General features: G+C 74.6%; 20 protein-coding genes and 1 other RNA gene. 17 read left to right on the top strand and 4 right to left on the bottom strand.

What is annotated here, in order from left to right; genetic code table 11:
- Positions 1–241 precede the first annotated feature (241 nt).
- The gene (locus ACH4K1_RS17800; protein ID WP_398090225.1) at positions 242–3958 is read right to left on the bottom strand and encodes an FHA domain-containing protein; all 3717 of its coding nucleotides are present in this window, start codon (positions 3956–3958) and stop codon (positions 242–244) included.
- A gap of 471 nt (positions 3959–4429) precedes the next feature.
- On the opposite strand from ACH4K1_RS17800, the gene ACH4K1_RS17795 reads away from it, so the two are divergent.
- The 4 genes from ACH4K1_RS17795 (at position 4430) to ACH4K1_RS17780 (ending at position 10147) form a co-directional block, all read left to right on the top strand.
- A complete protein-coding gene (locus tag ACH4K1_RS17795) occupies positions 4430–6103 on the top strand; it encodes a serine/threonine-protein kinase (protein WP_398090224.1) in 1674 nt (557 codons plus the stop codon).
- A gap of 313 nt (positions 6104–6416) precedes the next feature.
- Positions 6417–7664, top strand: coding sequence for a serine/threonine-protein kinase (locus ACH4K1_RS17790; protein WP_398090223.1), 1248 nt, complete (start codon positions 6417–6419; stop codon positions 7662–7664).
- A 94-nt stretch (positions 7665–7758) separates the two neighbouring features.
- The gene (gene prfB / locus ACH4K1_RS17785; protein WP_073766593.1) at positions 7759–8865 is read left to right on the top strand and encodes a peptide chain release factor 2; all 1107 of its coding nucleotides are present in this window, start codon (positions 7759–7761) and stop codon (positions 8863–8865) included.
- Between the two features lie 331 nt (positions 8866–9196).
- Positions 9197–10147 (top strand): LPXTG cell wall anchor domain-containing protein, encoded by a 951-nt coding sequence (locus ACH4K1_RS17780; protein ID WP_398090222.1) that lies wholly within the window; start codon positions 9197–9199, stop codon positions 10145–10147.
- A gap of 200 nt (positions 10148–10347) precedes the next feature.
- Here the strand turns inward: ACH4K1_RS17780 and ACH4K1_RS17775 are convergent, their stop codons facing one another.
- On the bottom strand, positions 10348–10548 hold the full coding sequence (locus ACH4K1_RS17775; RefSeq protein ID WP_398090221.1) for a hypothetical protein: 201 nt from the start codon (positions 10546–10548) through the stop codon (positions 10348–10350).
- 257 nt (positions 10549–10805) lie between these two features.
- Between ACH4K1_RS17775 and ftsE the strand changes: the two genes are divergently transcribed.
- The 5 genes from ftsE to ssrA all read left to right on the top strand — a co-directional run bounded on the left by ftsE (position 10806) and on the right by ssrA (position 14724).
- Positions 10806–11495, top strand: coding sequence for a cell division ATP-binding protein FtsE (ftsE, locus tag ACH4K1_RS17770; protein WP_003968787.1), 690 nt, complete (start codon positions 10806–10808; stop codon positions 11493–11495).
- Positions 11496–11549: 54 nt separating this feature from the next.
- Positions 11550–12467: a permease-like cell division protein FtsX gene (gene ftsX / locus ACH4K1_RS17765; RefSeq protein WP_145800320.1), complete on the top strand. Its 918-nt coding sequence runs from the start codon at positions 11550–11552 to the stop codon at positions 12465–12467.
- A gap of 68 nt (positions 12468–12535) precedes the next feature.
- On the top strand, positions 12536–13723 hold the full coding sequence (locus ACH4K1_RS17760) for a S41 family peptidase (protein ID WP_398090220.1): 1188 nt from the start codon (positions 12536–12538) through the stop codon (positions 13721–13723).
- A gap of 18 nt (positions 13724–13741) precedes the next feature.
- On the top strand, positions 13742–14230 hold the full coding sequence (smpB, locus tag ACH4K1_RS17755; protein ID WP_228991657.1) for an SsrA-binding protein SmpB: 489 nt from the start codon (positions 13742–13744) through the stop codon (positions 14228–14230).
- A gap of 107 nt (positions 14231–14337) precedes the next feature.
- Positions 14338–14724, top strand: a transfer-messenger RNA (tmRNA) gene (gene ssrA, locus ACH4K1_RS17750).
- Between the two features lie 170 nt (positions 14725–14894).
- On the opposite strand, the gene ACH4K1_RS17745 is transcribed toward ssrA, so the two are convergent.
- Positions 14895–16337: an MFS transporter gene (locus tag ACH4K1_RS17745; RefSeq protein ID WP_398090219.1), complete on the bottom strand. Its 1443-nt coding sequence runs from the start codon at positions 16335–16337 to the stop codon at positions 14895–14897.
- Positions 16338–16440: 103 nt separating this feature from the next.
- On the opposite strand from ACH4K1_RS17745, the gene ACH4K1_RS17740 reads away from it, so the two are divergent.
- From ACH4K1_RS17740 to ACH4K1_RS17710, 7 genes are all read left to right on the top strand, one after another.
- Positions 16441–17412, top strand: coding sequence for a LysR family transcriptional regulator (locus ACH4K1_RS17740; protein ID WP_398090218.1), 972 nt, complete (start codon positions 16441–16443; stop codon positions 17410–17412).
- Between the two features lie 162 nt (positions 17413–17574).
- Positions 17575–18231, top strand: coding sequence for a hypothetical protein (locus ACH4K1_RS17735; protein WP_398090217.1), 657 nt, complete (start codon positions 17575–17577; stop codon positions 18229–18231).
- A complete protein-coding gene (locus tag ACH4K1_RS17730) occupies positions 18232–20637 on the top strand; it encodes a glycosyltransferase (protein WP_398090216.1) in 2406 nt (801 codons plus the stop codon).
- Positions 20634–21812, top strand: coding sequence for an acyltransferase family protein (locus ACH4K1_RS17725; protein WP_398090215.1), 1179 nt, complete (start codon positions 20634–20636; stop codon positions 21810–21812). The genes ACH4K1_RS17730 and ACH4K1_RS17725 overlap by 4 nt, the downstream gene beginning before the upstream one ends.
- Before the next feature lie 131 nt (positions 21813–21943).
- Positions 21944–23275: a nitrate/nitrite transporter gene (locus tag ACH4K1_RS17720; protein WP_398090214.1), complete on the top strand. Its 1332-nt coding sequence runs from the start codon at positions 21944–21946 to the stop codon at positions 23273–23275.
- A gap of 172 nt (positions 23276–23447) precedes the next feature.
- Complete coding sequence (locus tag ACH4K1_RS17715) at positions 23448–24590, top strand: uroporphyrinogen-III synthase (RefSeq protein WP_398090213.1); 1143 nt, start codon at positions 23448–23450, stop codon at positions 24588–24590.
- A gap of 204 nt (positions 24591–24794) precedes the next feature.
- Positions 24795–25358 carry a GNAT family N-acetyltransferase gene (locus ACH4K1_RS17710; protein WP_398090212.1) on the top strand — a complete coding sequence of 188 codons (564 nt, stop codon included), beginning with the start codon at positions 24795–24797 and terminating at the stop codon, positions 25356–25358.
- On the opposite strand, the gene ACH4K1_RS17705 is transcribed toward ACH4K1_RS17710, so the two are convergent.
- The gene (locus ACH4K1_RS17705) at positions 25291–25959 is read right to left on the bottom strand and encodes a GNAT family N-acetyltransferase (protein ID WP_398090211.1); all 669 of its coding nucleotides are present in this window, start codon (positions 25957–25959) and stop codon (positions 25291–25293) included. The two genes, ACH4K1_RS17710 and ACH4K1_RS17705, sit on opposite strands and share 68 nt — an antisense overlap.
- 132 nt (positions 25960–26091) lie before the next feature.
- Between ACH4K1_RS17705 and ACH4K1_RS17700 the strand changes: the two genes are divergently transcribed.
- The gene (locus tag ACH4K1_RS17700; RefSeq protein WP_398090210.1) at positions 26092–26790 is read left to right on the top strand and encodes a CGNR zinc finger domain-containing protein; all 699 of its coding nucleotides are present in this window, start codon (positions 26092–26094) and stop codon (positions 26788–26790) included.
- The last annotated feature ends 128 nt before the right edge of the window (positions 26791–26918 follow it).

Genomic DNA, 26918 nt, shown 5'->3' with positions numbered 1-26918 from the left:
GCACCGGCCCCGCAATACCGCGGAAGGGGCCAACGGGCCGATCGTGATCGCCTCGTGACGTCATGTCAGGGCATGTCGGAAGCCCGCGGGGGAAGGGGTAGGAGCGGGCCTCCCGAAGCCGTGCCCGCGGAGGGCGGAGCTCCCTCCGACGGGTGTTCGGGCGGGGCGGTGGACGGGTCGGGCGCGGGCGGAGGCGCGCCCGCCACCGGGTGGACGGGCCGGGGTCGAGGAGCGGTCGGCCTCAGGGGGTGAACGGGACGAGCGCGGGCAGGCGTTCGGCGTCCACCGAGCGGGCCGCGCGCTCCAGCGCGCTGGCGAGCAGCGCCAGGTCGGTCGGCCCGTTGCCCAGCTCCCGCACCGGGCGCCGGGCCGGCGGGTCGCCCATCCGCTCCCACTCCAGGGGTACGACGGTGGGGCGCAGCGTCGCCGTGCGCGGGATGCGGCCGGTGACCCGGCCCCCTTGGAACGGCGTCACCCGGCCGTCCGGGTGCCCCAACCGCCCCCGGCCGGGCGCCGGTTCGTCCGGGGAGGGCGGCAGCACCGGGGCGTCCAGCACGATGCGCAGCCGGGCGCCCCGGGCCAGCTCGGTGTCCTCGGTGCGGTCGGGGCGCGCGGAGGCGGCGACCAGGTGCACGCCGAGCCGCCCGCCGTCCCGGGCCACGGCCTCCAGCGCCCGCACCACCGAGCCGGCGGCGGGCCGGCCGGGGGAGCCGAGCGCCGGGGCGACCAGCGCGTCGAAGTCGTCGGCGAGGACGACGAGGCGGGGCAGCGGGGACGGGCCCGGGTCGGCCGGCCGGGCGGCGGCCGGGCGCAGCCGCAGGGTGCCGGTGGGCGGGGAGTCCAGGTCGCCCAGGCGCTCGGCGCCGGACGGCGGGCGCCGGCCCACCACGCGGCCGGAGACCTCCGCCCGGCCCTCCTCCCGGGCGTGCAGCTCGTGCCAGGTCGCGAAGTCCAGGTCGCCGAGCAGCTCCGCGCGCCGCTTCAGCTCCCCGCCCAGCGCCTGGGCGAACTGCCGCATCCGGACCGGGTCGTACGCCATGAGGTGGCCGAAGACGTGCGGCAGCTCCGTACAGGGGAGCAGACCCTCGCCGCGGTCGCCCTGCTCGCCACCCGAACCGTCGACCAGCAGGATGCCGAGCCGGTCGGGCCGGGCCGCGGAGGCGAGCGAGGCGGCGACGGCCCGGAGCAGTTCGGTACGGCCGCTGCCCGGCGGGCCCTCGATCAGCAGGTGCGGGCCCTCGTCGGCGAGATCGACGCTGAGGGGGCCCCGGGGCCCCGCGCCGAGCACGAGCACGGGCCGCGCGGCGCCGGGTACGGCGGCCCGGCCCGGGGCGGCCGCCCCGGGGGAGACGGCCGCCGCGGAGTCCGAGCCGCGCCCCTGTCCGGTCTGCCCGCCCCCCGGCCCCGAAGCGGAACGCTGAGCGCCCAGCTGGGGCACGCGGCCCGAGTCCCGGGAGTCGAGGGGCGGATACGGGGTGCGCCCCGAGTCGCGGGAGTCGAGGGGCGGGTACGGCGTGCGCCCCGAGTCGCGTGCGTCCAGCGGCGGGTACGGCGTGCGGTCCGGATCGGGGGCGCCCGCCGCCGGGTACGGCGTGCGGCCGGAACCGTGGTGCGGGGAGGAGACGGCGGTGCGCTGGGGTCCGACGCGCGGGCCCGTGCTGAGGGTGCGCCCGGAGTTCGGGCCGTCCGGCTCCGAGCGGGGCGGGGTCGCCGCGACCCGGGGCGCAGGGGCGCCGGGCCGGGCCTCCGCCGTGGACGCCCAGCGGGCCATCAGGGAGGCCGGTGTGGCGCGGGCCAGGCCCAGCTCGTCCAGCAACCGGGCGGACGGCGGCAGTGCCGCCGTCGTCGGGCGGCCCGCCAGCGCGGCCGAACCCTCCTCGCGCAGGGGTGCCAGAGCCCGCCCGAACCGCTCGGCCCAGGCCGCCGACACCGCGTCCACCGCCGCCACCGTGCCGTGCCCCGCGGCCTGGCCGCCCGCCGTGCGCAGCAGGCGCAGCGCCGTGGCGACGTCCCCGCTCAGCAGGGCGACCGCCCCGCACTCCCGGAAGGCTATGGACGCCCGGCAGGCCGCCTCGTAGGTCGCGGCCACCGGGGAGGTGGGGGAGGCGGCCGGGGTCTCGGCCAGGCAGATCAGGTGGACACCGGCCGCCGCACCCGCCCCGGCCAGCCGCGCCGTGGTCTCGCGCAGGAACGCCGTGCCGGGGTCGCCGTCCAGGACGACCACCGTGTGCGGCCCCGTGTGGGCGCGGGCGGCCTCGGTCAGGGAGGCCCGGTCCAGATGCGGCCAGCCCGGGCCGAGGGGGCCCTCGTCGAGGCGGCGCACCAGCTCCGCCGTACGGGCCTCCGCCTGCTCACGCTCGTAGGCGAGGAGGAGACGGCAGTCCTGGCCGTGCGTCGGGCGCAGGTGCGGCAGCCACCCCAGCCAGGACCACTCGCGCCGCCGCTCCTCCAGCGGGCGGGAGCGGTCCGTGCTGATGAGGACGATCTCCAGGTCGAAGGGGGAGTGCAGCGCGGCGAGCTGCGCCACCGTCGCACGCGCCAGCCCCGCCAGCCGGGCGCGCGGACCGGCGAGCCCGAGCGAACCGGCCTCCCGCAGCCCCACGGTCACCGGCACGGCGGGCACCTCGGCCCGGTCCGTGGTGCCGAGCCGCACCACCAGCGCCTCGGGATGGTCCGGGCGGCGCTCCCAGAGCCGGGGCCCGGGGCCGAGCGCGGTCAGCAGCACGGCGGCCGGGTCGGGCCAGGTGCCCTCGGGGGCGGACGGCCGGGCGGAGAAAGGAGAGCCGGGGGAGGCCGGGGAGGCGAGGTGTCCGGCCCCCGAAGGGCCGCCCGAGGCGTCGTCGAAGCCGCTGGGGGAGCCGGGGGGGCCCGACGCGAAGCCGTACCCCGGCGATCCGGCGGCCGGCGTCGGATCGCCCTGGGCGTGCCAGGCGGCGTACGCGTCCGGGGCGGCGGCCGAGCCGTCGGCGTCCGGTTCGGGGCCCGACGCCCGCTCGCCCTTCGCGCCGCCCTTGAACCGCCTCGCCCAGGCCCCTATGCCGCGCCGGGGTGCGGGGGGCGCGGCGGGCCGCTCGCCCCCGGCACGGGCGCCGGACTCCGCGCCCCCGCCGCCCGCCCCGGACTCCGCCCGCTCCGGCCAGGACTCCGCGTCGTACGCGCCGGCCCCCTCCGGGGCCGGAACGGCGGAGGCGCGGGACGGGGCGGGGGAGGCGGCGGAGAACGGGGGCGCCGACGAGGACGCGGCGTGTCCGAAGCCCCCCTGCTCGGCGGCGTCCGGCCCGGAGGGCGTACCGGCGGAGCGGTCCAGCTCGGCGCGGGTCACCCGCAGGTGCCCCTCGCCGTCCGGGGCGGTGGTCAGCCTCGGCGGCCGGGAGCCCGGGGCGAGGCGGAGGGCGGACTCGCCGAGCCGCAGCAGCGCGCCGGGGGCGAGGCGGACCGGCCGCTCGCGCACCTCGACGCCGTCCAGCGAGGTGCCGTTCGTCGAGCCGAGGTCGGCGACCGAGACCCGGCCGTCGTCGGAGACCGTCACCGCGCAGTGCAGCCGGGAGACGTCCGGGTCGTCGAGGGGGACGTCCGCGTCCGCGGAGCGGCCGATCCGGATCCGGCCGCCGTGCAGCAGGTGGACCCCGCCCGCGTCCGGCCCCGCCACCACGTGGAGCTGGGCCGGAACCGCGTCGTCCGTCGCCTCGTCGTCCCCGGGGGCCTGGAGCGAGAGGACCGCGCCGTCCACCAGGGGCGGTTCGCCCAGCGCGATGCGGTGCCCGTCCAGCCGCTCCCGCCCGGCGAAGAGCACGACGGCCCCGCCGCCCTGGGAGCTCTCGGGGCCCGACACGGCGGCGGCCAGCTGTGAGGCGACGGCGGCCAGCGCCGTCCCGGCGGGGGCGGTGACGAGCACGTCGCAGGTGCGCGCCGGGGTCTGGCCGCTGCGCGGCGCGAGGACGGTCAGCCGGATCTGCATCGCCGTCAGCGGTCCCTTCTGCGCGAGGGTGCCCGGCAGGGGAAACGCCCTGTGACTCCCCCCACCCGGCACGGACACGTCGTCCGTACAGGTCGTCACGGACCGCGGGACTCCGCGTCCGCAGATCCGTGCTGCAGGCATCCTCGCACCTGCCACTGACAACACGCCCGGCGGTCGCCTCCAAATGATCTTGAATGGTCGGCTGTGGGCGCAAAACTGCCTGCTTGCGTCCGGATTCCGCTGCTTGGAGGGGCCTCCCGGGGGTAAGCGGCCATGTTCCGGGCGGAAACCCGCACACGCGATCGAACGCTCGCCCGCTCCCCGGCCGTCCGTGCGGCAACCTTCGACCCGGTCTGCGCGTCTTCCCCCGAAACGTGAGCCCCCTGCGCCCCGTTCGGCGGCATTACAGTGGGCCGGAGCATTCGGGCCCCGGAGGGGCGTGAGCACCACGATCAGCAGGGAGCGCATGACGTGCGGCCGGTAGGCAGCAAGTACCTGCTCGAGGAGCCGCTGGGACGCGGCGCCACGGGCACCGTCTGGCGAGCCCGCCAGCGGGAGACCGCAGGCGCCGAGGCGGCCGTCGCGGGACAGCCCGGCGAGACCGTGGCCATCAAGGTCCTCAAGGAGGAGCTGGCCAACGACCCGGACGTGGTGATGCGGTTCCTGAGGGAGCGCTCCGTCCTGCTGCGGCTCACCCACCCCAACATCGTGCGCACCCGCGACCTGGTCGTCGAGGGCGACCTCCTCGCCCTGGTGATGGACCTGGTCGACGGTCCCGACCTGCACCGCTACCTCCGCCGGAACGGCCCGCTCACCCCGGTCGCCGCAGCCCTGCTCACCGCGCAGATCGCGGACGCGCTCGCCGCCAGCCACGCCGACGGCGTCGTCCACCGCGACCTCAAGCCGGCCAACGTGCTGCTCGACGAGCGCGACGGCGGCATGACCCCGATGCTCACCGACTTCGGCATCGCGCGCCTGGCCGACTCCCCGGGGCTGACCCGGACCCACGAGTTCGTCGGCACGCCCGCCTACGTGGCGCCGGAGTCCGCCGAGGGCCGCCCGCAGACCTCCGCCGTCGACATCTACGGCGCCGGCATCCTGCTGTACGAGCTGGTCACCGGTCGCCCGCCGTTCGCCGGGGCCACCGCCCTGGAGGTCCTGCACCAGCACCTCAGCGAGGAGCCCCGCCGGCCCTCCACCGTCCCCGCGCCGCTGTGGACGGTCATAGAGCGCTGCCTGAGCAAGGACCCGGACCGGCGGCCCAGCGCCGAGAACCTGGCCCGCGGTCTGCGTACGGTCGCCGCGGGCATCGGCGTCCACGCCAACTCCGCCCAGATCGCCGCCGCCGACGGCGTGGGCGCCCTGCTCGCCCCGGACCCGGCGCCCACCGCCGTCCCCGACACCCCGGGCGCGGCCGACCCCACGCAGGTGCTCCCCAGCAACGCGGGCTCCTTCGACCCGGCCGCCGCCACCAGCGTGCTCCCGCAGACCGGCCAGGGCGGCCGGGGCGGCCCGGGCCAGGGGCCCAACGCCGACCCGACCGCCGTCCTGCCGCCCGTCCCGCAGCGCCCGGACGGGCCGCCGCAGCCGGACGGGCCGCACCCCTGGCAGTCGCAGCTCCAGGCGGCCCGCGACCGCAACGAGCAGACCCAGGTGCAGTACCTGGACCCGAGCCAGGACCCGCTGCGCCGCCGCCCCCAGCGCCAGCAGCCGCAGCAGCCGCAGCAGCCGCAGCAGCCGCAGCGCCGCCAGCCGCCGCCCCAGCAGTACCCGCCGCAGCGACAGCACCAGCAGCCTCAGCCGCAGCGCTACCAGCAGCCGCCCCAGCCCCAGCGGCAGCAGCAGTACGCACCCCAGCCCCAGCAGCCGCAGCCGCCGGCTCCGCGACCGCCGCGCGAGCCCCGTCCGCCGAGGCAGCGCAGCGCCAACCCGATGCGCATCCCCGGCCTCGGCTGCCTCAAGGGCTGCCTGTTCACCGTGGTGCTCCTGTTCGTCGCCGGCTGGCTCATCTGGGAGCTGACCCCGCTCCAGGACTGGGTCGCCCAGGGCAAGGGCTACTGGGAGGCCATCGGCGACGCGATCGGCACGGTCACCGACTGGATCTCCCAGCTCGGCGAAGGCTCCGGAGGCCCGGGCGGGGCGTGAGCCCGCGCCCTCCCCGCGGGGCGTGAGCCCCGCGGGCCCGGTCCGCGTGCGGCGGCCCGGCCCGGACCGCCCCCGCACCCCGGCGAACCCTGAAGCCGCGACGGCCGGGACGGCCCGGCCCCGGCCCTCCGGCGGGGGCCGGCCCGCGACCGCTCGGGCACGGCTCCGCCCGTCGTCCTGTCCCTTTGTCGACTTCCCCGGGCCCATTCCGCCCGCAGAAGCCGAGGTCGGTGCCATCCTGGGCGCGCGACGCCCCGAACGCCGCGTAACTTTGTCGACCGGGGGTCCACCGCCAGCCGCTGAGGGAGCAGTCGTGGCACGGAATATCGGCAGCCGGTACACGGCCCACCAGATCCTGGGGCGCGGCAGCGCCGGAACGGTATGGCTCGGCGAAGGGCCCGAGGGCCCGGTCGCCATCAAGCTGCTGCGTGAGGACCTCGCGTCCGACCAGGAGCTCGTGGGCCGCTTCGTACAGGAGCGCACCGCCCTGCTCGGGCTCGACCACCCGCACGTGGTCGCCGTCCGGGACCTCGTGGTGGACGGCAACGACCTGGCCCTGGTCATGACCCTCGTGCGCGGCACCGACCTGCGCACCCGCCTGGACCGCGAGCGCCGGCTCGCCCCCGAGGCCGCCGTCGCGATCATCGCGGACGTCGCCGACGGCCTGGCCGCCGCCCACAAGGCCCAGATCGTCCACCGGGACGTGAAGCCGGAGAACATCCTGCTCGACATGGAGGGGCCGCTCGGCCCCGGCGGCGCCCACCCCGCCCTGCTCACCGACTTCGGCGTCGCCAAGCTCATCGACACCCCGCGCCGCACCAAGGCCACGAAGATCATCGGCACGCCGGACTACCTGGCCCCCGAGATCGTCGAGGGCCTCCCGCCGCGCGCCGCCGTCGACATCTACGCCCTGGCCACCGTGCTCTACGAGCTGCTCGCCGGGTTCACCCCCTTCGGCGGCGGCCACCCCGGCGCGGTGCTGCGCCGCCACGTCACGGAGACCGTCGTCCCCCTCCCCGGCATCCCCGAGGAGCTGTGGCAGCTCCTGGTCCAGTGCCTGGCCAAGGCCCCCGCCTCCCGGCTGCGCGCCTCGGAGCTGGCCGTACGGCTGCGCGACCTGCTGCCCCTGCTGGCCGGGATACCCCCGCTGGAGGTCGACGAGCCCGGCCCCGAGGAGAACGAACAGCGGCCCGACGCCTACGACGAGCAGCAGTACACCCCGGCCGCCGAGGAACCCCGCCGCCGCGGCGCGGTCCCGCTGGTGCCCGGCTCCGCACCCGACTCCAACCGCGACACCCACACCAGCATGCGCGTCCCGGCCCCCGACGAGCTGGCGGGCGGCCCCCTCGGCACCGCCCGCGCCCCCCGGGCCCCCGGAAAGCCCCGCCCCGGTTCCGCCCGCAACAAGGCGGCCGCCGTCCGCAAGCGCCGCCTCACCCTCGGCGCCGCCGCCGTCGCCCTCTGCGCCGCGATCGCGGTCGGCGGCTGGCTGGCCTCCGGCGGCGGCGACGGCGACCCGGCGCCCCGGGACGGCGGGAACTCGGCCCCGGCGACCCCGTGAGCGCCCCCGGCGCCCGAGCCCCTTCCCGGCCCCGTTCCCGGGCCTGTTCCCGGGGGAGGGCGAGCTTCAGCCGCCATGCCGTTACGCTGGACCCGTGGCAGTCGTCGATATTTCCGAAGAGCTGAAGTCCCTCTCCTCGACCATGGGGTCGATCGAGGCCGTCCTGGACCTGGATGCGCTGAGGGCCGACATCGCCGCGCTCGAGGAGCAGGCGGCGGCGCCGTCCCTCTGGGACGACCCGGAGGCGGCGCAGAAGATCACCAGCAAGCTTTCGCACCTCCAGGCCGAGGTCCGTAAGGCCGAAGCCCTGCGAAGCCGTATCGACGATCTCGGCATCATGTTCGAGCTCGCCGAGGACGAGGGTGACGCCGATGCGCTCGCGGAGGCGGAGACCGAGCTGGTGTCCGTCCGCAAGGCGCTGGACGAGATGGAGGTCCGCACGCTCCTCTCCGGCGAGTACGACGCGCGAGAGGCCCTGGTCACCATCCGGGCCGAGGCCGGCGGCGTCGACGCCGCGGACTTCGCCGAGAAGCTCCAGCGCATGTACCTCCGCTGGGCGGAGCGGCACAACTACAAGACCGAGGTCTACGAGACCGCGTACGCCGAAGAGGCCGGCATCAAGTCGACCACCTTCGCGGTGGAGGTGCCGTACGCCTACGGCACGCTCTCCGTCGAGCAGGGCACCCACCGCCTCGTGCGGATCTCGCCCTTCGACAACCAGGGCCGCCGCCAGACGTCCTTCGCGGGCGTCGAGGTCCTGCCGGTGGTCGAGCAGACCGACCACATCGAGATCGACGAGTCCGAGCTGCGCGTGGACGTGTACCGCTCCTCGGGCCCCGGCGGACAGGGCGTCAACACCACGGACTCCGCGGTCCGTCTGACCCACCTGCCCACCGGCATCGTCGTCTCCTGCCAGAACGAGCGCTCGCAGATCCAGAACAAGGCGTCCGCGATGAACGTCCTCCAGGCGAAGCTCCTCGAGCGCCGCCGCCAGGAGGAACAGGCCAAGATGAACGCGCTCAAGGGAGACGGCGGCAACTCCTGGGGCAACCAGATGCGTTCGTACGTCCTCCACCCGTACCAGATGGTCAAGGACCTGCGCACCGACTTCGAGATGGGCAACCCCGAAGCGGTCTTCAACGGCGAGATCGACGGCTTCGTCGAAGCCGGCATCCGCTGGCGCAAGCAGAGCGAGAAGTAGCCTCCGCGCTACGGAGGCCGGGCCCGGACAGGCGACTGTCCGGGCCCTTCCGCGTGGGGGAGGAACGGTGCCCGATGCGTCACAGTCGCGCTTCCGAATAGCCGTCAACACCCCTCATACCGGTGCCTAGTGCACGGAACGGCCTTGACGTAGTCCTTAACTCTGGCCAGGGTGCTAGAGCAGCATGCGTATGTTCGGGACGGGTGCGAACCAGGGGGCGGGCGGGGTGACCACGGCACGACGTGGCCTTGCCGAGAGCGATGCCCCGCAGGGCCCACGGCCCGCATACCGCTGCTCCATGACGAGATTCAGCTACTGGGGGTAGCAACACATGACGAAGAAGACGCGTGTGCGCGTCGCGCGGATCGCCGCTGGCGCGGTCATCGCCGCGGGCGCCTCGCTGACCGCGGCCGGCGCGGCGCAGGCCGTCGGCATCGGCATCGGCGTCGACGCCGGTGTCGCCGAGGTCGAGGCGCAGGCGAGCGTGCTGGGCGGGGACGACAGCGGTGCCTCCGAGGGCAACGACAACCCGCTCGGTGGCGCTGACGTCGGTGGCGGCGACCAGGGTGGCGGCGACCAGGGTGGCGGCGACCAGGGCGGTGGCGACCAGGGCGGCGGCGACCAGGGCGGTGGCGACCAGGGCGGCGGCGACCAGGGCGGTGGCGACCAGGGTGGCGGCGACCAGGGCGGTGGCGACCAGGGCGGTGGCGACCAGGGCGGTGGCGACCAGGGTGGCGGCGACCAGGGCGGTGGCGACCAGGGCGGTGGCGACCAGGGTGGCGGCGACCAGGGTGGCGGCGACCAGGGTGGCGGCGACCAGGGTGGCGGCGACCAGGGTGGCGGCGACCAGGGTGGCGGCGACCAGGGCGGTGGCGACCAGGGCGGTGGCGACCAGGGTGGCGGCGACCAGGGCGGTGGCGACCAGGGTGGCGGCGACCAGGGCGGTGGCGACCAGGGCGGTGGCGACCAGGGCGGTGGCGACCAGGGCGGCTCCACCACCGGCGGCTCCACCACCGGCGGCTCCACCACCGGCGGCTCCACCACCGGTGGCGACGACACCGGCTGCACCGTCGACCTCGACGGCGCCGAGTGCACCGACAACACCGACACCGACAGCGTCGGCAACAAGCCGGTCGAGCAGAGCAAGGGCAAGGAAGAGCTCGCCGAGACCGGTGCGGCCGAAACGACCTTCCTGGTCATCGGCGCCGCGACGATGATCGCGGGCGGCATCGGCTTCCGCATCCTGCCGCGCCTGGTCGGCGGCGGTCGCACGGTCGCCTAGCTCCGAGCGGACCGCGGTGGACCGTACCGACGCGTAGCGGGCGCGAGCGAGGCCCGTACACGGCACGGAACAGCACGAAGAAGGGCCCGGGAGGCGTCGAACGCCTCCCGGGCCCTTCCGCGTGGCCCGGACCGCTCAGGAGGCCGTACGCGTACGTCTGTCAGCCCCGGCGGGGCGGGGAGGGGAGGGGCGCTCCCGGATCAGGCGGCCTGGTGGGCCAGCAGCGCGAGCGCCGCCAGCAGCACCACCATCAGGGCGATCAGCGCCGCCGGGCTCATCCCGGCCAGCGGGCCCTGGCCCTGCTCCTCCAGCATCTGCTGCCGGACCGCGCGGCAGACGCGGCAGCGGCCCTCGCTGACGGGGGACGCGCAGTTCGCGCACACCAGTCGGTCGTAGGTCATGCGCATTCCTCCTCCCGCGCGGCGGAACCGGTCCCGGTCTCTCCCGCACAACGCTCACGGAAACGCAACCGTTCCCCCCACCACTGTGCCAGCTCGCGACGGTTTCGGCGCGGCCCGCCGGACAAGGTCCGGCGCGACCCGCTTCGTTCCGGGGGCGCATCCGCCATAAATCGCCCATTGCCGGACGCTGCCTGCGCGCGTGAGCCCGGTTCGCGTATGGTCACGCTCACCTACTCCCGGCCGACCGTGGTGCATTCGTGATCCGATTCGACAACGTCTCCAAGACCTACCCGAAGCAGACCCGACCGGCTCTGCGCGATGTCTCGCTGGACATCGAGAAGGGTGAGTTCGTCTTCCTGGTGGGGTCCTCGGGCTCCGGCAAGTCGACCTTCATGCGGCTGATCCTGCGCGAGGAGCGCGCCAGCACGGGCATGGTCCACGTGCTCGGCAAGGACCTGGCGCGGCTGTCCAACTGGAAGGTGCCGCAGATGCGCCGCCAGCTCGGCACCGTCTTCCAGGACTTCCGGCTGCTGCCCAACAAGACGGTCGCGGAGAACGTGGCCTTCGCGCAGGAGGTCATCGGCAAGCCGCGCGGAGAGATCCGCAAGGCCGTGCCGCAGGTCCTCGACCTCGTCGGCCTCGGCGGCAAGGAGGAGCGGATGCCCGGCGAACTCTCCGGCGGTGAGCAGCAGCGCGTGGCCATCGCCCGCGCCTTCGTCAACCGCCCCATGCTGCTGATCGCGGACGAGCCGACCGGCAACCTCGACCCGCAGACCTCGGTGGGCATCATGAAGCTGCTGGACCGGATCAACCGGACCGGCACCACCGTGATCATGGCCACCCACGACCAGAACATCGTCGACCAGATGCGCAAGCGCGTCATCGAGCTCGAGCAGGGCCGTCTCGTACGCGACCAGGCACGCGGCGTCTACGGCTACCAGCACTGACCGAAGGGCTCCGGCCCTTCGTGCGTTTCGAGCATCGAGTACTGAAAGGACGCCATGCGCGCCCAGTTCGTCCTGTCGGAGATCGGCGTCGGTCTCCGCCGCAACCTCACGATGACCTTCGCGGTCGTGGTCTCCGTCGCCCTCTCGCTCGCCCTGTTCGGCGGTGCGCTGCTGATGCGCGAGCAGGTCAGCACGATGAAGGACTACTGGTACGACAAGGTCAACGTCTCGATCTTCCTCTGCAACAAGAACGACGCCAAGGACATGCCCAAGTGCGCCAAGGGGGCTGTCACCAAGGAGCAGAAGGACCAGATCAAGGCCGACCTGGAGAAGATGGACGCCGTCGAGACGGTCCACTTCGAGACGGTCGACGAGGCGTACAAGCACTACCAGGAGCAGTTCGGCGACTCCCCGATGGCGGGCAACATCACGCCCGACCAGATGCAGGAGTCGTTCCGCGTGAAGCTGGACGACCCGCAGAAGTACAAGGTCGTCGCGACGGCCTTCGCCGGACGGGACGGGGTGCAGTCCGTCCAGGACCAACGGTCCATCCTGGACAACCTCTTCGAGCTGATGAACGGCATGAACGTCGTCGCGATCTACGTGATGATCCTGATGCTGGTCATCGCGCTGATCCTGATCGTCAACACCGTGCGCGTCTCCGCGTTCAGCCGGCGGCGTGAGACGGGCATCATGCGCCTGGTGGGAGCCTCCGGTTTCTACATCCAGGCGCCCTTCATCATGGAGGCGGCCGTCGCCGGCCTGATCGGCGGCGTGCTGGCCTGCGCGATGCTGCTGGGCGGCCGGTACTTCCTGATCGACGGTGGTCTCGCCCTCCAGGAGAAGCTGAACCTGATCAACTTCATCGGGTGGGACGCGGTCCTCACCAAGCTTCCGCTGGTGCTCGCGATCGGTCTGCTGATGCCCGCCGTCGCCGCTCTCTTCGCGTTGCGCAAGTACCTGAAGGTGTGACGTAAGCCCCTTGGGGTGCACGGGCGATCACCCGTGCGCCCCAAGGGGTTTGTCCTAGACTCGTCGCCATGTCCGGCTCCGCACAGCGCTTCGGGCCCCGCGGCCTGCGCCGCGGGGCGACCCTGACCCTGGTCTTCGGGTGTGCTCTCGCCACCGCCGCCGCGACCGGTTCGCTGCCGCAGGGCCCCGACCCCGCACCCGGACCGCAGACCCGTGCCGTCTCCTCCACCGTCGCCCCGGTCGACCGCCAGGAGATCGAGGACGCCGCGGCCAGGGCCGAGGCGGACGGCACGTCCGTGAAGGCCGCCGCCGAGGAGGTCGTCAGCCGCAGCGGGGACCGCTGGGGCGCGGTCTACGACGAGCGGGAGTACGAGGAGTTCGAGCAGGCCCTGGACGGCTCGTACACCGGGGTCGGGCTCTCCGCCCGGCGCACCGCCCGCGGCGACGTCGCCGTCTCCCGCGTCCAGCCCGGCGGCCCCGCCGACCGGGCCGGCGTGCGGGCCGGCGATCTGCTGCGCACCCTGGACGGCCGCGCGGTCGGCAGGCGCCCCGTCGCGGAGGTCGTGGCGTTGCTCCGGGGCGACCGTACGGGGGCGGCCGAGGGCAGCCGGGTGGAGCTGGGGCTGGTCCGCAAGGGCCGGAGCTGGACGAAGACGGTGGAGCGGGCCCGGCTGACCACCGAGGCGGTCACCGTGCGACGGCTGGGGAAGGCGTCCTCCCCGGCGGTCCTGATCAAGGTCGCCGCCTTCACCAAGGGCGCCGGGGCCGACGTGAGGGACGCGGTCCGGGAGGCCCCCGGCGACGCCGGGATACTCCTGGACCTGCGCGCCAACTCCGGCGGACTCGTCGCCGAGGCCGTCGTCGCCGCCTCCGCCTTCCTGGACGGCGGGCTGGTCGCCACGTACGACGTACGCGGTCAGGAGCAGGCGCTCTACGCGGACCGGGGCGGGGACACCGACCGGCCGGTCGTCGTCCTGGTGGACGGCGGCACGATGAGCGCCGCCGAACTGCTGACCGGTGCGCTCCAGGACCGGGGCCGGGCGGTCACCGTCGGCTCCCCGACCTTCGGCAAGGGTTCCGTGCAGATGCCGAGCCGACTCCCGGGCGGTTCGGTGGCCGAGCTGACCGTCGGCCACTACCGCACCCCGGCCGGCCGCACCGTCGACGGCAGGGGCATCACCCCCGACCTCGTGGTGCGCGAGGGGGCCCAGCGGCGGGCCGAGACGGTATTGAGTGGCCTCGGGGGCGGGTCGTAGTGCGAAAATGACCGCACTATGGCGAAGGACAAAGACACCGGGCGCAAGATGATCGCGCAGAACAAGAAGGCGCGGCACGACTACACGATCCTCGACACCTACGAGTGCGGCCTCGTCCTCATGGGTACGGAGGTCAAGTCCCTGCGCATGGGACGGGCCTCCCTGGTCGACGGGTTCGTCCAGATCGACGACCACGAGGCGTGGCTCCACAACATCCACGTGCCGGAGTACGTCCAGGGCACCTGGACCAACCACGCGGCCAAGCGGAAGCGCAAGCTGCTGCTGCACCGGGCCGAGATCGACAAGCTGGAGTCGAAGTCGCAGGAGACGGGCCACACGATCGTGCCGCTCGCGCTGTACTTCAAGGACGGCCGGGTCAAGGTCGAGATCGCGCTCGCGAAGGGCAAGAAGGAGTACGACAAGCGGCAGACGCTCCGGGAGAAGCAGGACACGCGGGAGACGAACCGCGCCATCGCGGCGGCCCGCCGCCGTCAGCGCAGCGCCTGAGGGGCCCGCCGGACCCGGGCGCGGGAATACGGTGGCATCGTCCCGCGTTGGTCACGTACGATGGGCCGTGCACCTCAGCGAAGGTGCGCGGATTGAAAAATCAACATGGGGATGATCGGTTTCGACAGCGGATGTCGAAGCAGGGGAAGCGAGTCGAGGAAGCGGCAATGATCTCGTAAACCATATGTCGCAAACAATAATCGCCAATTCCAAGCGCGATTCCTCCGCCTTCGCCCTCGCTGCCTAATTAGCAGCTAGCGAAGACTCTGCGGAGTGTCAGCCCGGGAGTGGTCCCGGCCCGGATCCTGGCATCAACTAGGGATCTAAACTTCTCGGCCCGGCCACGGGGCCGAGAAGGAAATCAAACAGTGGCTGGGCCTGTCGGAGGCTTGTTCGCGTGACCTCCGGGGCCGAGAAAAGCGTAGCGAACTGCACTCGGAGAAGCCCTGGTTCCGCACCGTTGGACGCGGGTTCGATTCCCGCCATCTCCACAATTCCCATGTGGGCCGTTGCCCCGCGAGTCAGCTCGCGGGGCAACGGCTTTTCTGCTGTCCCGCGAGCGCCTGCCGCCCCTCGGCGGGGTGCGCGACCGCCTCGCGGGGGCTCCGGCCGAGAGGACCCCCGAGCGGTCCGCGGGGGACTGTCAGCGGCCCGCGCGGGGCTGTCAGCGGGTCCGGGCGGGGTCTCGGCCCAGGACCCGTCGCCCCGCCCCCGCGACGGCCAGGGCCAGCGCCGCCGCCGTCATCGGGGCCGTGTAGCCGGGGACCGTCCCGGCGTGCTCGACCAGCCAGCCGCCCGTCGCCGCCCCGGCCGCGACGCCGCCCAGCAGCGCGGTCACCGCGAGCGTCATGCCTTCGTTCAACTGCTCGGGACGGGTGGCGCGTTGGACCAGCGTCATGCCCGTGACCATGGTGGGCGCGGTCGCCGCCCCCGCCACCAGCAGGCAGAGCGCCAGGACCGGCAGGGGTGCGGAACCCGCGGCGGCCAGCAGCGGCAGGGACATCAGCGCCGTCATCCCGGCCAGGCACAGCAGCAGCCGGCGGTGGACGTCCCGGGCGGGCCGCAGCGAACCGTAGACCAGGCCCGCCGCGCACGAGCCCGCCGCCTGGAGCGCCAGGATCGCACCCCCGGCATGGGCGATGGAGACCACCTCCAGCGCCCCGAACACCGCGCCCGTGGCCAGGAAGACCGCCAGCAGCGCGGGCGTCCCCGGGGTGCGCAGCGGCGAGGCCGTCCTCCGCGTACGGGGGGTGACGGGCGGTTCCGTGGCACGCTGGGCGGCGAAGACCAGGACGCCGGTCATCAGGAGCACCGCGCCCACCAGGGTGCCCGCCTCCGGGAACAGCGCCCCGCAGAGCGTCGCCGCCAGCACGGGGCCCAGCATGAAGCACAGTTCGTCGGCGGCCTGTTCGAAGGAGTTCGCGGTGTGCAGGGCCGCCGGGTCGCCCCGGTGCAGGTGCGCCCACCGGGCCCGGGACATCCCGCCGGTGTTCGGGGTCGTCGCGGTCGCCGCGTACGCGGCGAACAGGGTCCAGGTCGGGGCGTCGTGGTGGACGCACAGCACGAGCGCCAGCGAGCCCAGCACGGCGAGCGCGGTGGCGGGCACCGCGACGCGCGCCTGCCCGTAGCGGTCCACCAGCCGGGCGGTGAAGGGGGCGACGACCGCCGTGGCCGCCAGACCGGTCGCGGTGACGGCTCCGGCGAGGGCGTACGAGCCCCGGGCCCCGGCGATCATGATGACCGCGCTGACGCTGAACATCCCCATCGGCAGCCGGGCGATCAGATTGCCCGCCGTGAAGGCGCGGGCCCCGGGGGTGGCCAGGAGCCGGAGGTACGGATTCGACGACGGCCGGGACCGCCGCCCCCGGCTCGCGGGTACGGAGCGCGGGGCCGCGACCAACTGGCCGCCGGAGACGGTGAGCAGGGGCGTGGAGGCGGGCGCGGCGACCCGGGACGGCCGGGCGGGCGGGGGCGGGGTCTCCGGACGCCGGGTGCCCGGAGGCGTGCGGCGTGCGGTGCGCGGGGCGGAGCCGCCGGGGGCGGCGGAGCGGGCGGGAGCGGCGGACAGGGGGGCGGTCTCCGGGTGGGCGGCAGGGCGTATCGGCATGCGGACCAGGCTCGCCGGGCCCCGCCGCCCGGGTCCAACACCTTCTGCGTACCGATTCACGCACCTGTGTGGTGAATGCGGTTCCGGGCGGTAGATTCGCCGCGTGCCTCCCCCCGACACCGACCCCCGGCTCCTGCGCGCCTTCCTCGCCGTCGCCGACGAGCTGCACTTCACCCGGGCCGCCGCCCGTCTCTTCGTCGCCCAGCAGGCGCTGAGCCGGGACGTCCGGCGGCTGGAGCGGGAGCTGGGGGCGGAGCTGTTCGTCCGGACCACCCGGCAGGTCGCCCTCACCCCGGACGGCGAACGCCTGCTGCCGTACGCCCGCCGGGTGCTCGACGCGCACGCCGAGTTGGCCGGGGCCTTCAGCGGGGCCTTTGCCCGGCCGCTGCTCGTGGACCTGAACAGCGACGGGGCCACCGCCGCCCGGGTGCTGGCCCGCGCCCGCGAGCTGGTGCCCGAGTGCGAGCTGATGGCCCGCTTCGAGTCCGGGCTCACCTGGGCGGCCTCCGAGATCCTGGCCGGCCGGCTCGACGCCTCCTTCGGGCGCGCCGCCGGACTGGCCCCGGCGGTGCGCTCGGGGCTCGCCGTGCACCCCGTGCGGTACGAGCCCATGGCCCTGATGGTGCCCGCCTCTCACCCCCTCGCCGACCGGGAGGCCGTCCCCCTGGCCGACCTGTCCGGCGAGACCGTCTACGCGGGGGCGGGCAACGAGCGGACGCGGGAGTGGACGGAGCTCGCCGCTCTGCTGTTCGCCGAGTGGGGCATCGTGCTGGCGCCCCCCGTGCCGCTGGCCGTGGGAGTGGCTGAATTCCAGCGGATCATCTCCAAGGCCGGCCACCCGGTGCTCGCCGTCACCGGCTTCCCGCCGCTGCCCGGGACGGTGTTGAGGCCGCTCGTCGATCCGATTCCGCTTTCGCCGCTGTCGCTGGTCTGGCGGAAGGGGCTGCGGCACCCCGGCGTAGACGCCCTACGCAACGCTGCTGACCAGTTGGCCCTTGCCGAAGGGTGGTTGGACCGGCCGCCCGGATCCTGGCTTCCCCGGAGCGACCTGTCACTGATGCGAAACCGTTCCTGATCAATTCCGTTCAGGGGCGCTTGGGCGTCAACACCGTGCGCTACATTCATCGTCCGGGTGCATGGTCGCCTGGTTCGTGGAGGGGTGGGGGCCCCGTCCGACAGTAAAGGACCAGTCAAATTCGGTGCGCCTGATTCGCTGAGTGGGGGATGGGCTGCATCTGTGGACAATTGGCGCGAAGACACGACGACCGGGCGGATGCACGAGCCCCATGACGCGACGCTCCAGCTCGACGGGCTGGGCCGCCGCCTCGCCGACCTCTCCGCCGAACCCGCTCCGCCGGGCGGTTCGGACGGGCCCGTCTTCGTCGATGAGAGCGGCCGCCGGAGCAAGACCTTGCGCCGCCTCGGCTGGGTCCTGGCCACGGGCTGTGCCGCCTACGCCGTGACGCTGGTCCTCGCCGTCCTCGGCGGAAACGCCAGCGCCCCCCGGCTGCCCGTCTCCGGGCCCGAGGAGAAGGCGCGGGCCGAGCAGGTCGAGGACGTCCCCGCCCCCGACCCCACCGTCCACGTCCCGTCCGACGACGTCGCCGAGCCGGAGCCCGGAGCCTCGGACCCGGCCGGCCCCGGCGGTGCGGCCCCCTCCGCCACCTCCGTCCTGGTGCCCGCCGGAAACGCGAAGGACCCCTCCGCCTCCCGGTCGGCGGACCCGGCCGCCGCCACCGGCGGCTCGGGCCCGGTCACCGAGCAGGCCCCCACGACCCCGGCCGCCGAACCGCCGGTCGATCCGCCGCCGCCCCCCGGCCCGGAGCCGACCGCCCCGACGGCCCCGCCCGCGGAGAGTCCCGCCCCTCCGGTGGAAGAAGAGAGCACCCCGTAGATGAACGCCCCCGCCACGCGGGGCAGGGACGGCAGGAAGAGGAAGGCGTCACGCGGCCGGAGCCGGTTCCGGCTCCCCATGCGCTACCTCCTGCCGACGACGTTCCTCGTCGCCCTGCTCGCGATGCTGATGCTGCGCGGATACGTGCACAACGAGATCCTCGCCGACCACCGGGTCCGCGGCGCCGACCACACCACCCGGGTGCCGGAGGAGGTCCGCTCCGGCGGGCCCGTCATCGACGCCCGCTCCGGCGACGCCAGGACCCTGCGCATACCCGACCGCACCATCGTCCTCACCTTCGACGACGGGCCCGACCCGGTGTGGACGCCGAAGGTGCTCGACAAGCTGAAGGAGCACGGGGCGCACGGCGTCTTCTTCGTCACCGGCAACATGGCCGCCCGCCACCCCGGCCTGGTCGAGCGGATGGTCGATGAGGGCCACGAGATCGGGCTGCACACCTTCAACCACCCCGACCTCTCCTACCAGTCCACCGAGCGCATCGACTGGGAGCTGTCGCAGAACCAGCTGGCCCTGGCGGGCGCGGCCGGCATCCGCACCTCGATCTTCCGGCCGCCCTACTCCTCCTTCTCGTACGCCATGGACAACACGTCCTGGCCGGTCGCCGAGTACATCGGCAGCCGCGGCTACCTCACCGTCGTCAACGACACCGACAGCGAGGACTGGAAGCGCCCCGGCGTCCGCGCCATCGTCGAGCGGGCCACCCCGAAGGACGGCAAGGGCGCGATCATCCTCATGCACGACTCCGGCGGCGACCGCTCGCAGACCGTGGCCGCGCTCGACACCCTGTTGCCCGCCCTCAAGGGCGAGGGCTACGCCTTCACCCGGCTCACCACCGCCCTGGACGCGCCCAGCGCGCACACCCCGGTCACCGGGTTCGCGCTGTGGAAGGGCAAGGCGTTCGTCTCCGCCGTCGCCGTCTCCGAGCGGGTCACCGGCGTGCTGGTGGTCGGGCTCGCCGTCGTCGGCGCCCTGGTGCTGGCCCGCTTCGGACTGATGCTGCTGCTCTCCTTCCTGCACGCCCGCAAGGTCCGCCGCCGGAACTTCGCCTGGGGCCCGCCCGTCACCCGCCCGGTCTCCGTCCTCGTCCCCGCCTACAACGAACGCGCGTGCATCGAGGCCACCGTGCGCTCCCTCGTCACGAGCGAGCACAGGATCGAGGTCATCGTCATCGACGACGGCTCCACGGACGGCACCGCCGACCTCGTCGAGGCCCTGCGGCTGCCCCGCGTACGGGTCGTGCGCCAGCGCAACGCGGGCAAGCCCGCCGCCCTCAACAACGGCATCCGGCACGCCCGGTACGACATCGTCGTGATGATGGACGGCGACACCGTCTTCGAACCCGCCACCATCCGCGAACTGGTCCAGCCCTTCGGCGACCCCCGGGTCGGGGCCGTCGCGGGCAACGCCAAGGTCGGCAACCGCGACTCCCTCATCGGCGCCTGGCAGCACATCGAGTACGTGATGGGCTTCAACCTGGACCGCCGCATGTACGACGTGCTCGGCTGCATGCCCACCATCCCCGGCGCGGTCGGAGCCTTCCGCCGCGAGGCCCTGGAACGGGTCGGCGGGATGAGCGAGGACACCCTCGCCGAGGACACCGACGTCACCATGGCCCTGCACCGGGACGGCTGGCGCGTCGTCTACGCCGAGAACGCCCGCGCCTGGACCGAGGCCCCGGAGTCCGTGCAGCAGCTCTGGTCGCAGCGCTACCGGTGGAGTTACGGCACCATGCAGGCCATCTGGAAGCACCGCCGCGCGGTCGTCGAACGCGGGCCCTCGGGCCGCTTCGGCCGGATCGGGCTGCCGTTCGTCTCCCTCTTCATGGTCCTCGCCCCGCTGCTCGCCCCGCTGATCGACGTGTTCCTGCTGTACGGACTGGTCTTCGGCCCGACCGGGAAGACGGTGGCCGCCTGGTTCGGCGTGCTGGTCGTCCAGGCGGTCTGCGCCGCGTACGCGTTCCGGCTGGACAAGGAGCGGATGACGCACCTGATCTCGCTGCCGCTCCAGCAGATCCTCTACCGCCAGCTCATGTACGTCGTGCTGCTCCAGTCCTGGATCACCGCGCTCACCGGCGGCCGGCTGCGCTGGCAGAAGCTGCGCCGCACGGGCGCGCTGGAGGTGCCCGGCGGGGTTCCGGCCCCGTACCCGCAGCGGCCCGCCGCGGAGGTGCCGTATCCGCAGCGGCCCGCCGCGGAGGTCCCGTACCCGCAGCGGTCGGCCGCCGAGGTCCCGTACCCGCGGCCGTCCGCCGCCGACGCGCCGTATCCGCAGCGGTCCGCCGCGGAGGTCCCGTACCCGCAAAGGTCCGCCGCCGGGGCCCCGTACCCGCAGCGGCCCGCCGCCGACGCGCCGCGCGACACCGCGGAGTGGAGGCCCTTCGGATGACCGCCCCGCCCCTGCCCGCCCCCGCCGCCACCGTCCCGGCCCCCGCGGTCCCGCCGCCCGCCGTGCGGGCGGAGCCCGTCCGCGACCGGTACTTCGACCTGCTGCGGGCCCTCGCCCTCTTCCGGGTCGTCCTCTACCACCTCACCGGCTGGGCCTGGCTGCCCGTCGTCTTCCCCTCCATGGGCGTCATGTTCGCCCTCGCCGGGACGCTGATGGCCCGCTCGCTGAAGCGGCCCGCCGTCCAGGTGGTCCGCGGCCGCGTCCGCCGGCTGCTGCCGCCGCTCTGGCTGCTCGGGGCGGTCGGCGTCACCGGCATGGTCGCCCAGGGCTGGGGCCCGGACGCCGAGGGCCACCCCGGCTGGTGGTGGCAGCACCTGGCGTACTGGGTGCTGCCGCTCAGCGACCCGCCGTACGCGTACGACGTGGCGGGCGTCGACGGGTTCCTCGGCGACAGCTGGCCGGAGGAGCTGGCCGGGCCGCTCTGGTACATCCGCGCCTACCTGTGGTTCGTGCTGTTCTCCCCGCTGCTCCTGCGCGGTCTGCGCCGGCTGCCCTGGCCGACGCTGCTCGCCCCGCTCGCCCTGGCCGTCGTGATGCGGCTGGAGCTGTTCTCCGCCCCCGACCGCCTCGACTCCGCCATCACCGACCTCTCCACCTTCGGTGCCTGCTGGGTCCTCGGCATGGCCCACCAGGAAGGCGTCCTGAGGAGGCTCCCCGCATACGTCGTCCCCTCGACCGCCCCGCTCTTCGCGGGCGCCGGGCTGTGGTGGGCGGCCCACGAGGGGTTCCGCAGCGGTTTCGACCTGGACTCCATCCCGCTCGCCCAGGCCCTGTGGTCCTTCGGCTGCGTGCTGCTCCTGCTGCACTACAGCCCCTCCTGGACCGAGTGGCCGCGGCGGCTGCGGGCCTTCGACCGGCCGATCACCCTGCTCAACTCGCGGGCCGTGACCGTCTACCTCTGGCACAACGTCTGCATCCTGGCCGCCGCCACGCTCTACGACCGGCTCTGGTCGGTGGACGCCCTCGGCGAGAACGTCCCGTGGCTGCTGGAGAGCTGGATACCGGTCCTCCTGATCGCCTGGGCCCTCGTCGCGCTCTGCGTCCTCGCCTTCGGCTGGGCCGAGGACGTCGCCGCGAAGCGCCGGCCCCGCCTCTGGCCGGACGGCCGGGACTGACCGCCCGTCTCACCGGGCCGCCCCCGGCCCGGTGAGAGCAAGGTTGCGCCCCGGTCACCTCGCGGCACCGCACCGAAACGCACGCTCCCTAGCGTCGGGACCGACACCCCGACCCGCAGTGGAGGCGCGTGATGGCAGGCCGTTGGATCGAGACCTGGGAGCCGGAGGACACCGCGTTCTGGCGGGAGACGGGCGAACGCGTCGCCCGCCGCAACCTGTGGTTCTCCGTGCTCTCCGAGCACATCGGATTCTCCGTCTGGACCCTGTGGTCGGTGATGGTCCTGTTCATGGGACCGGAGTACGGCATCGACCCGGCCGGAAAGTTCTTCCTCATCTCCACCGCCACCCTCGTCGGGGCGCTGGTGCGGGTGCCCTACACCTTCGCCGTCGCCCGGTTCGGCGGCCGCAACTGGACGGTCCTCAGCGCGCTGGGCCTGCTCGTCCCGACCCTGGCCGCCTTCTGGGTGATGGAGCCCGGCACCTCGTACGGGACGTTCGTCGCGGTCGCGGCGCTCACCGGGATCGGCGGCGGCAACTTCGCCTCGTCGATGACCAACATCAACGCCTTCTTCCCGCTGCGCGAGAAGGGCTGGGCGCTCGGCCTGAACGCGGGGGGCGGCAACATCGGCGTCCCCGTCGTCCAACTCGTCGGCCTGCTCGTCATCGGCACCCTGGGCGCCTCGCACCCCCGGATCGTCCTCGGCGCCTACCTCCCGCTGATCGTCGTCGCCGCCGTCTGCGCCGCCCTGTACATGGACAACCTCCGGCCCGTGGCGAACGACACCGGGGCCGTGCTGGAGGCCGTCCGGGACCGGCACACCTGGATCATGGCCGTCCTCTACCTCGGCACGTTCGGCTCGTTCATCGGCTACAGCTTCGCCTTCGGCCTGGTGCTCCAGAGCCAGTTCGGCCGCACCCCGCTCCAGGCCGCCTCGCTCACCTTCGCCGGGCCGCTGCTGGGCTCCCTGGTCCGGCCGCTGGGCGGACGGCTCGCCGACCGGTACGGCGGCGCGCGCATCACCCTGGCCGCCTTCGCCGCGATGGCCGCCGCCACCGGAGTCGTCATCCACGCCTCCCGAGCCGCCTCGCTGCCCGCCTTCCTCACCGGCTTCACCGCCCTGTTCCTCCTGACGGGCGTCGGCAACGGATCGACGTACAAGATGATCCCCGGCATCTTCCACACCAAGGCGCTGGGCCTGGGGCTGGACGGCGAGGCGGCCGCCGCCCACGGCCGCCGCCTCTCCGGCGCGGCCATGGGCCTCATCGGGGCCGTCGGCGCGCTCGGCGGCCTGGCCGTCAACCTCGCCTTCCGCCAGTCCTTCCAGGCGTACGGCACCGGAACCGCGGCGTTCTGGTCCTTCCTCGCTTTCTACGGAGTCTGCTCCGCCCTCACCTGGGCGGTATACCTTCGCCCCACCACGCCCGTGCCCGCACGGCCCCGGCCCGGTTACGCGGAGGTGTGAGGACGGCACGGGCGGAGGGCGCGGGAAGGAGACGGTCCGGCGACGGCCGACGTAACGGCGGGGAAATACGGGGGAACCGAGACCGTCACGCGCGGTTGGCAGGCTCGGGCCTTCCGTACCGGCGCGCAGGACCGGACGAGCCGTCGGCGGAGACACGGGAGCGGGAACACGCATGCAGGACGACGACACAGCGCACGGCCCCCTGGCGGGCTTCACCGTCGGGGTGACCGCGGCCCGCCGCGCCGAGGAGTTGGGCGCCCTCCTCCGCCGACGCGGGGCCGCCGTCCTGCACGCCCCCGCACTGCGGATCGTGCCGCTCGCGGACGACGGCGAACTCCTCGCCTCCACACGGAAGTTGATCGAGCACGCCCCGGACGTGGCCCTCGCCACCACCGCGATCGGGTTCCGCGGCTGGCTCGAGGCGGCCGACGGCTGGGGGATCGGCGACGCCCTGCGGGAGACGCTGCGGGCGGCCGAACTCCTCGCCCGGGGCCCCAAGGTCAAGGGTGCCGTCCGGGCCGCCGGGCTGACCGAAGCCTGGTCGCCCGGGTCCGAGTCGATGGCCGAGGTCCTCGACCGCCTCCTCGCCGAAGGCGTCGCCGGCCGCCGGATCGCCCTCCAACTGCACGGCGAACCGCTCCCCGGCTTCGTCGAGTCCCTGACGGCCGCGGGCGCGGAGGTCGTCGTGGTCCCGGTCTACCGCTGGATGCCCCCGCGGGACGTCGCCCCGCTCGACCGGATGCTCGACGCCACGGCCGCCCGGGGCCTGGACGCCCTCACCTTCACCAGCGCCCCCGCCGCCGCCTCGTTCCTGGGACGCGCCGAGGCGCGCGGCCTGCTCCCCGAGGTCCTCGGCGCCCTGCGCGACGACGTCCTGGTCGCCTGCGTCGGACCGGTCACCGCCCTCCCGCTCCAGGACCGCGGCGTCCCCACCCACCAGCCGGAACGCTTCCGGCTCGGCCCCCTCGTCCAGCTGCTCTGCGCCCGGCTCCCGCCCACCGCCCGGGTCCTGCCGGTCGGCGGCCACCGGGTCGAGATCCGGGGCCACGCCGTCCTCGTCGACGACGAACTGCGCGCGGTGCCGCCCGCCGGCATGGCGCTCCTGCACACGCTGGCCCGCCGCCCCGGCTGGGTGGTGACCCGCGCCGACCTGCTGCGGGCCCTGCCCGGCAGCGGTACCGACGAGCACGCGGTGGAGACGGCGATGGCCCGGCTCCGCTCGGCGCTGGGCGTGCCCCGGCTGATCCAGACGGTCGTCAAACGCGGCTACCGGCTGGCGCTTGACCCCTCGGCGGAGACCGGGCACGGGCGGTGACCTCCCGCCCACCGTGCCCTGCCGGGGGCCGGGGGAGGAGGGGTCGCGCGGCGAGGCGGCGCGGAGGCGGCGACGCGGGGCGGGGCGGGGACGGCGCGGCCGGGCGGGGCAGTGCGGCGGTCAGGGCGGCGGGGCCGTACCGGGGCGGCGGTCCGTGCTCCGGCCCGGTGGGCCGCGTCCGGCCGCCCCCGCTAGCGTGACCGGATGGACGATCACAGCCGCCTCCTCGCCCCCGAAGTGACCTTCCGGCCCGCCGAACTCGCGGACGCGCCCTCCTTCGCCGCGGCCCTCACCCGTAACCGCGCCTCCATGCGCCGCTGGGAGCCGGTACGCCCCGAGACCTTCTACTCCGTCGAGGGCCAGGCCGCCCGGCTCACCGCGCTGCTGGCCGACCGGGACGCCGGACGGGCCATGCCCTGGGTCCTGGCCGACGCCCGGGGGCGGGTGATCGGGGCGTTCACGCTCTCCGCCATCGAGCGGGGCCCCTTCCGCAACGGCCGGCTCGGCTACTGGGTCGACGCCGACCACGCCGGACGCGGACTGGCCACCGCCGCCGTCGGCGCGGTGTGCGACGCGGCCCACGACCTGCTGGGCCTGCACCGCGTCGAGGCGGCCACCGTCACCGACAACGCCGCATCCCAACGCGTGCTCGCCAAGGCCGGGTTCGAGCGGACCGGCACCGCACCGGGCTACCTGCACATCAACGGCCGGTGGCGCGACCACCATCTGTTCCAGCGCCTACTGCACGACGACCCGCCGACCGGTTGAGCGCCGCCGCCGGGGCCCGGCGCGCGTGCACATGGCCCTCCAGCGGATAGTCGGGCGGCAGCGCCGGGATCACGCGCGCCAACGCGTACCCGCCCTTCTCCGCCACCCGGCAGGAGGCCGCGTTGTCCACCTGGTGCAGCAACTCCAGCCGCGTCAGCCCCGATACGGCGAACCGCGTGAACGCCCAGTCGGTCAGCGCCGCCAGCGCCCGTGACGCCACGCCTCGCCCCCGTGCCGGAGCGGCCGTCCAATAACCCACCTCCGCCGTTCCGTTCAGCGGGTCCGGCCGCTTCAGGGCGATGTTGCCGAGCAGTTCGCCGCCCGGACCGCCGCCCTCCCCGTCCGCCTGCCCGGCTTCCGTCACGGCGAAGCCGTAGCGGGTGCCCGTCTCCCACCCCGTACGCTGCGCCTCCAGCCAGGCCGCCGCCCCCTCCGGTCCGCAGACCTGGACGGCCAGCCACCGCCGCATCGCCGGATCGTCGTAGGCCCGCAGCAGTGCGGGCAGGTCCTCCGGCCGCCACCGGCGCAGCAGCAGTCCGCCGGCGCCGAGCACCGTGTCCCCGTCGATCCGGTCCATGGGCGGCTCCCCCTCGTGATCCATGACCGCCACGGTACGGGGGCCGGACCGGGGGACGGGGGCCGGACCGGGGCGGCGGCGGGGGTTCCGGCCGGGCCCCGGCGGGTCCACTCTGGGGGTGGCCGTTCCACCGGCGACCGAGGCGGTGACAGGAGTATGGCTACGGGCAGGGGTACGGGGGCGGGGCGCTTCGACGCGGGCCGGATCTGTCTCGAACTGCTGGCCACGGAGCCTACGGGCGGAGCGCCGGGCGCCGGTGAACAGCTCGGCTCCCCCGCCCGGTTGGCTCGGTGGCTGACCGAGGTCCGGCTCGTCCCGCCCGGCACCGGGCTGACGGCGGTGGACGCCTCCTGGGTGGACCGCTTCCACGCACTGCGGTTCGACATCGGCCGGCTGATGGCGGCTCAGCTCGGCGGGCCCGGCGCCGAGGGCGCGCTGGAGCGGGTCAACTCCCTGGCCTCCGGGCCCCCTCCGGGCCACCGTGCGGTACGCGGCGCGGACGGGGTGCTCGTACGGGCCCTGAACGCCGCGCCCGACTGCGCGGGCCTCCTGGCCGTCGTCGCCCGGGACGCGGTGGACCTGCTCACCGACCCGGTCGCCCGGGCGGCCCTGCGCCGCTGCCAGGGCGAGGCGTGCCACCGGCTCTACCTGGACACCTCGCGCGGCGGACGGCGGCGCTGGTGCTCCGGCGAGGTCTGCGGCAACCGCGCACGGGTCGCCCGCCACCGCCGCAGAAGCCTGGGGGAGTCCGGCGGCGAGGGCCCGGGAGCCGCCGAGGCGGAGGGCTCCGGCGGGGCTCCGGGAACCCCCGGCGCCGCCGGGCCGGGGACGGAAGGTCAGCACGGCGTCGAATGAACCGCCCGCCCGCCCCGTACCGATGGCCGAGGCGGCGGGCCGGGCGGCGCGCGGTCCCGGCTCCTGGTCGGCAGGTGCGCTCGGGCCCCCCTTCGCATAGGGTTGACGGCTGCCCAGTGCCGTGAAGA

It is taken from the genome of Streptomyces sp. NPDC017448 (assembly GCF_044330565.1).
Classification (GTDB): domain Bacteria; phylum Actinomycetota; class Actinomycetes; order Streptomycetales; family Streptomycetaceae; genus Streptomyces.
This window is presented reverse-complemented; position numbering and strand designations above follow the sequence as displayed.

Excerpts from the sequence above, each read along its gene's own strand:
- ACH4K1_RS17780 (WP_398090222.1), top strand. The coding sequence starts at position 9,197 with ATGACGAAGAAGACGCGTGTGCGCGTCGCGCGGATCGCCGCTGGCGCG.
- ACH4K1_RS17720 (WP_398090214.1), top strand. The coding sequence starts at position 21,944 with ATGGCAGGCCGTTGGATCGAGACCTGGGAGCCGGAGGACACCGCGTTC.
- smpB (WP_228991657.1), top strand. The coding sequence starts at position 13,742 with ATGGCGAAGGACAAAGACACCGGGCGCAAGATGATCGCGCAGAACAAG.
- ACH4K1_RS17725 (WP_398090215.1), top strand. The coding sequence starts at position 20,634 with ATGACCGCCCCGCCCCTGCCCGCCCCCGCCGCCACCGTCCCGGCCCCC.
- ACH4K1_RS17800 (WP_398090225.1), bottom strand. The coding sequence starts at position 3,958 with ATGCAGATCCGGCTGACCGTCCTCGCGCCGCGCAGCGGCCAGACCCCG.
- ftsX (WP_145800320.1), top strand. The coding sequence starts at position 11,550 with ATGCGCGCCCAGTTCGTCCTGTCGGAGATCGGCGTCGGTCTCCGCCGC.
- ACH4K1_RS17705 (WP_398090211.1), bottom strand. The coding sequence starts at position 25,959 with ATGGATCACGAGGGGGAGCCGCCCATGGACCGGATCGACGGGGACACG.
- ACH4K1_RS17715 (WP_398090213.1), top strand. The coding sequence starts at position 23,448 with ATGCAGGACGACGACACAGCGCACGGCCCCCTGGCGGGCTTCACCGTC.
- ACH4K1_RS17700 (WP_398090210.1), top strand. The coding sequence starts at position 26,092 with ATGGCTACGGGCAGGGGTACGGGGGCGGGGCGCTTCGACGCGGGCCGG.
- ACH4K1_RS17760 (WP_398090220.1), top strand. The coding sequence starts at position 12,536 with ATGTCCGGCTCCGCACAGCGCTTCGGGCCCCGCGGCCTGCGCCGCGGG.
- ACH4K1_RS17775 (WP_398090221.1), bottom strand. The coding sequence starts at position 10,548 with ATGACCTACGACCGACTGGTGTGCGCGAACTGCGCGTCCCCCGTCAGC.
- ACH4K1_RS17710 (WP_398090212.1), top strand. The coding sequence starts at position 24,795 with ATGGACGATCACAGCCGCCTCCTCGCCCCCGAAGTGACCTTCCGGCCC.
- ACH4K1_RS17730 (WP_398090216.1), top strand. The coding sequence starts at position 18,232 with ATGAACGCCCCCGCCACGCGGGGCAGGGACGGCAGGAAGAGGAAGGCG.
- ACH4K1_RS17745 (WP_398090219.1), bottom strand. The coding sequence starts at position 16,337 with ATGCCGATACGCCCTGCCGCCCACCCGGAGACCGCCCCCCTGTCCGCC.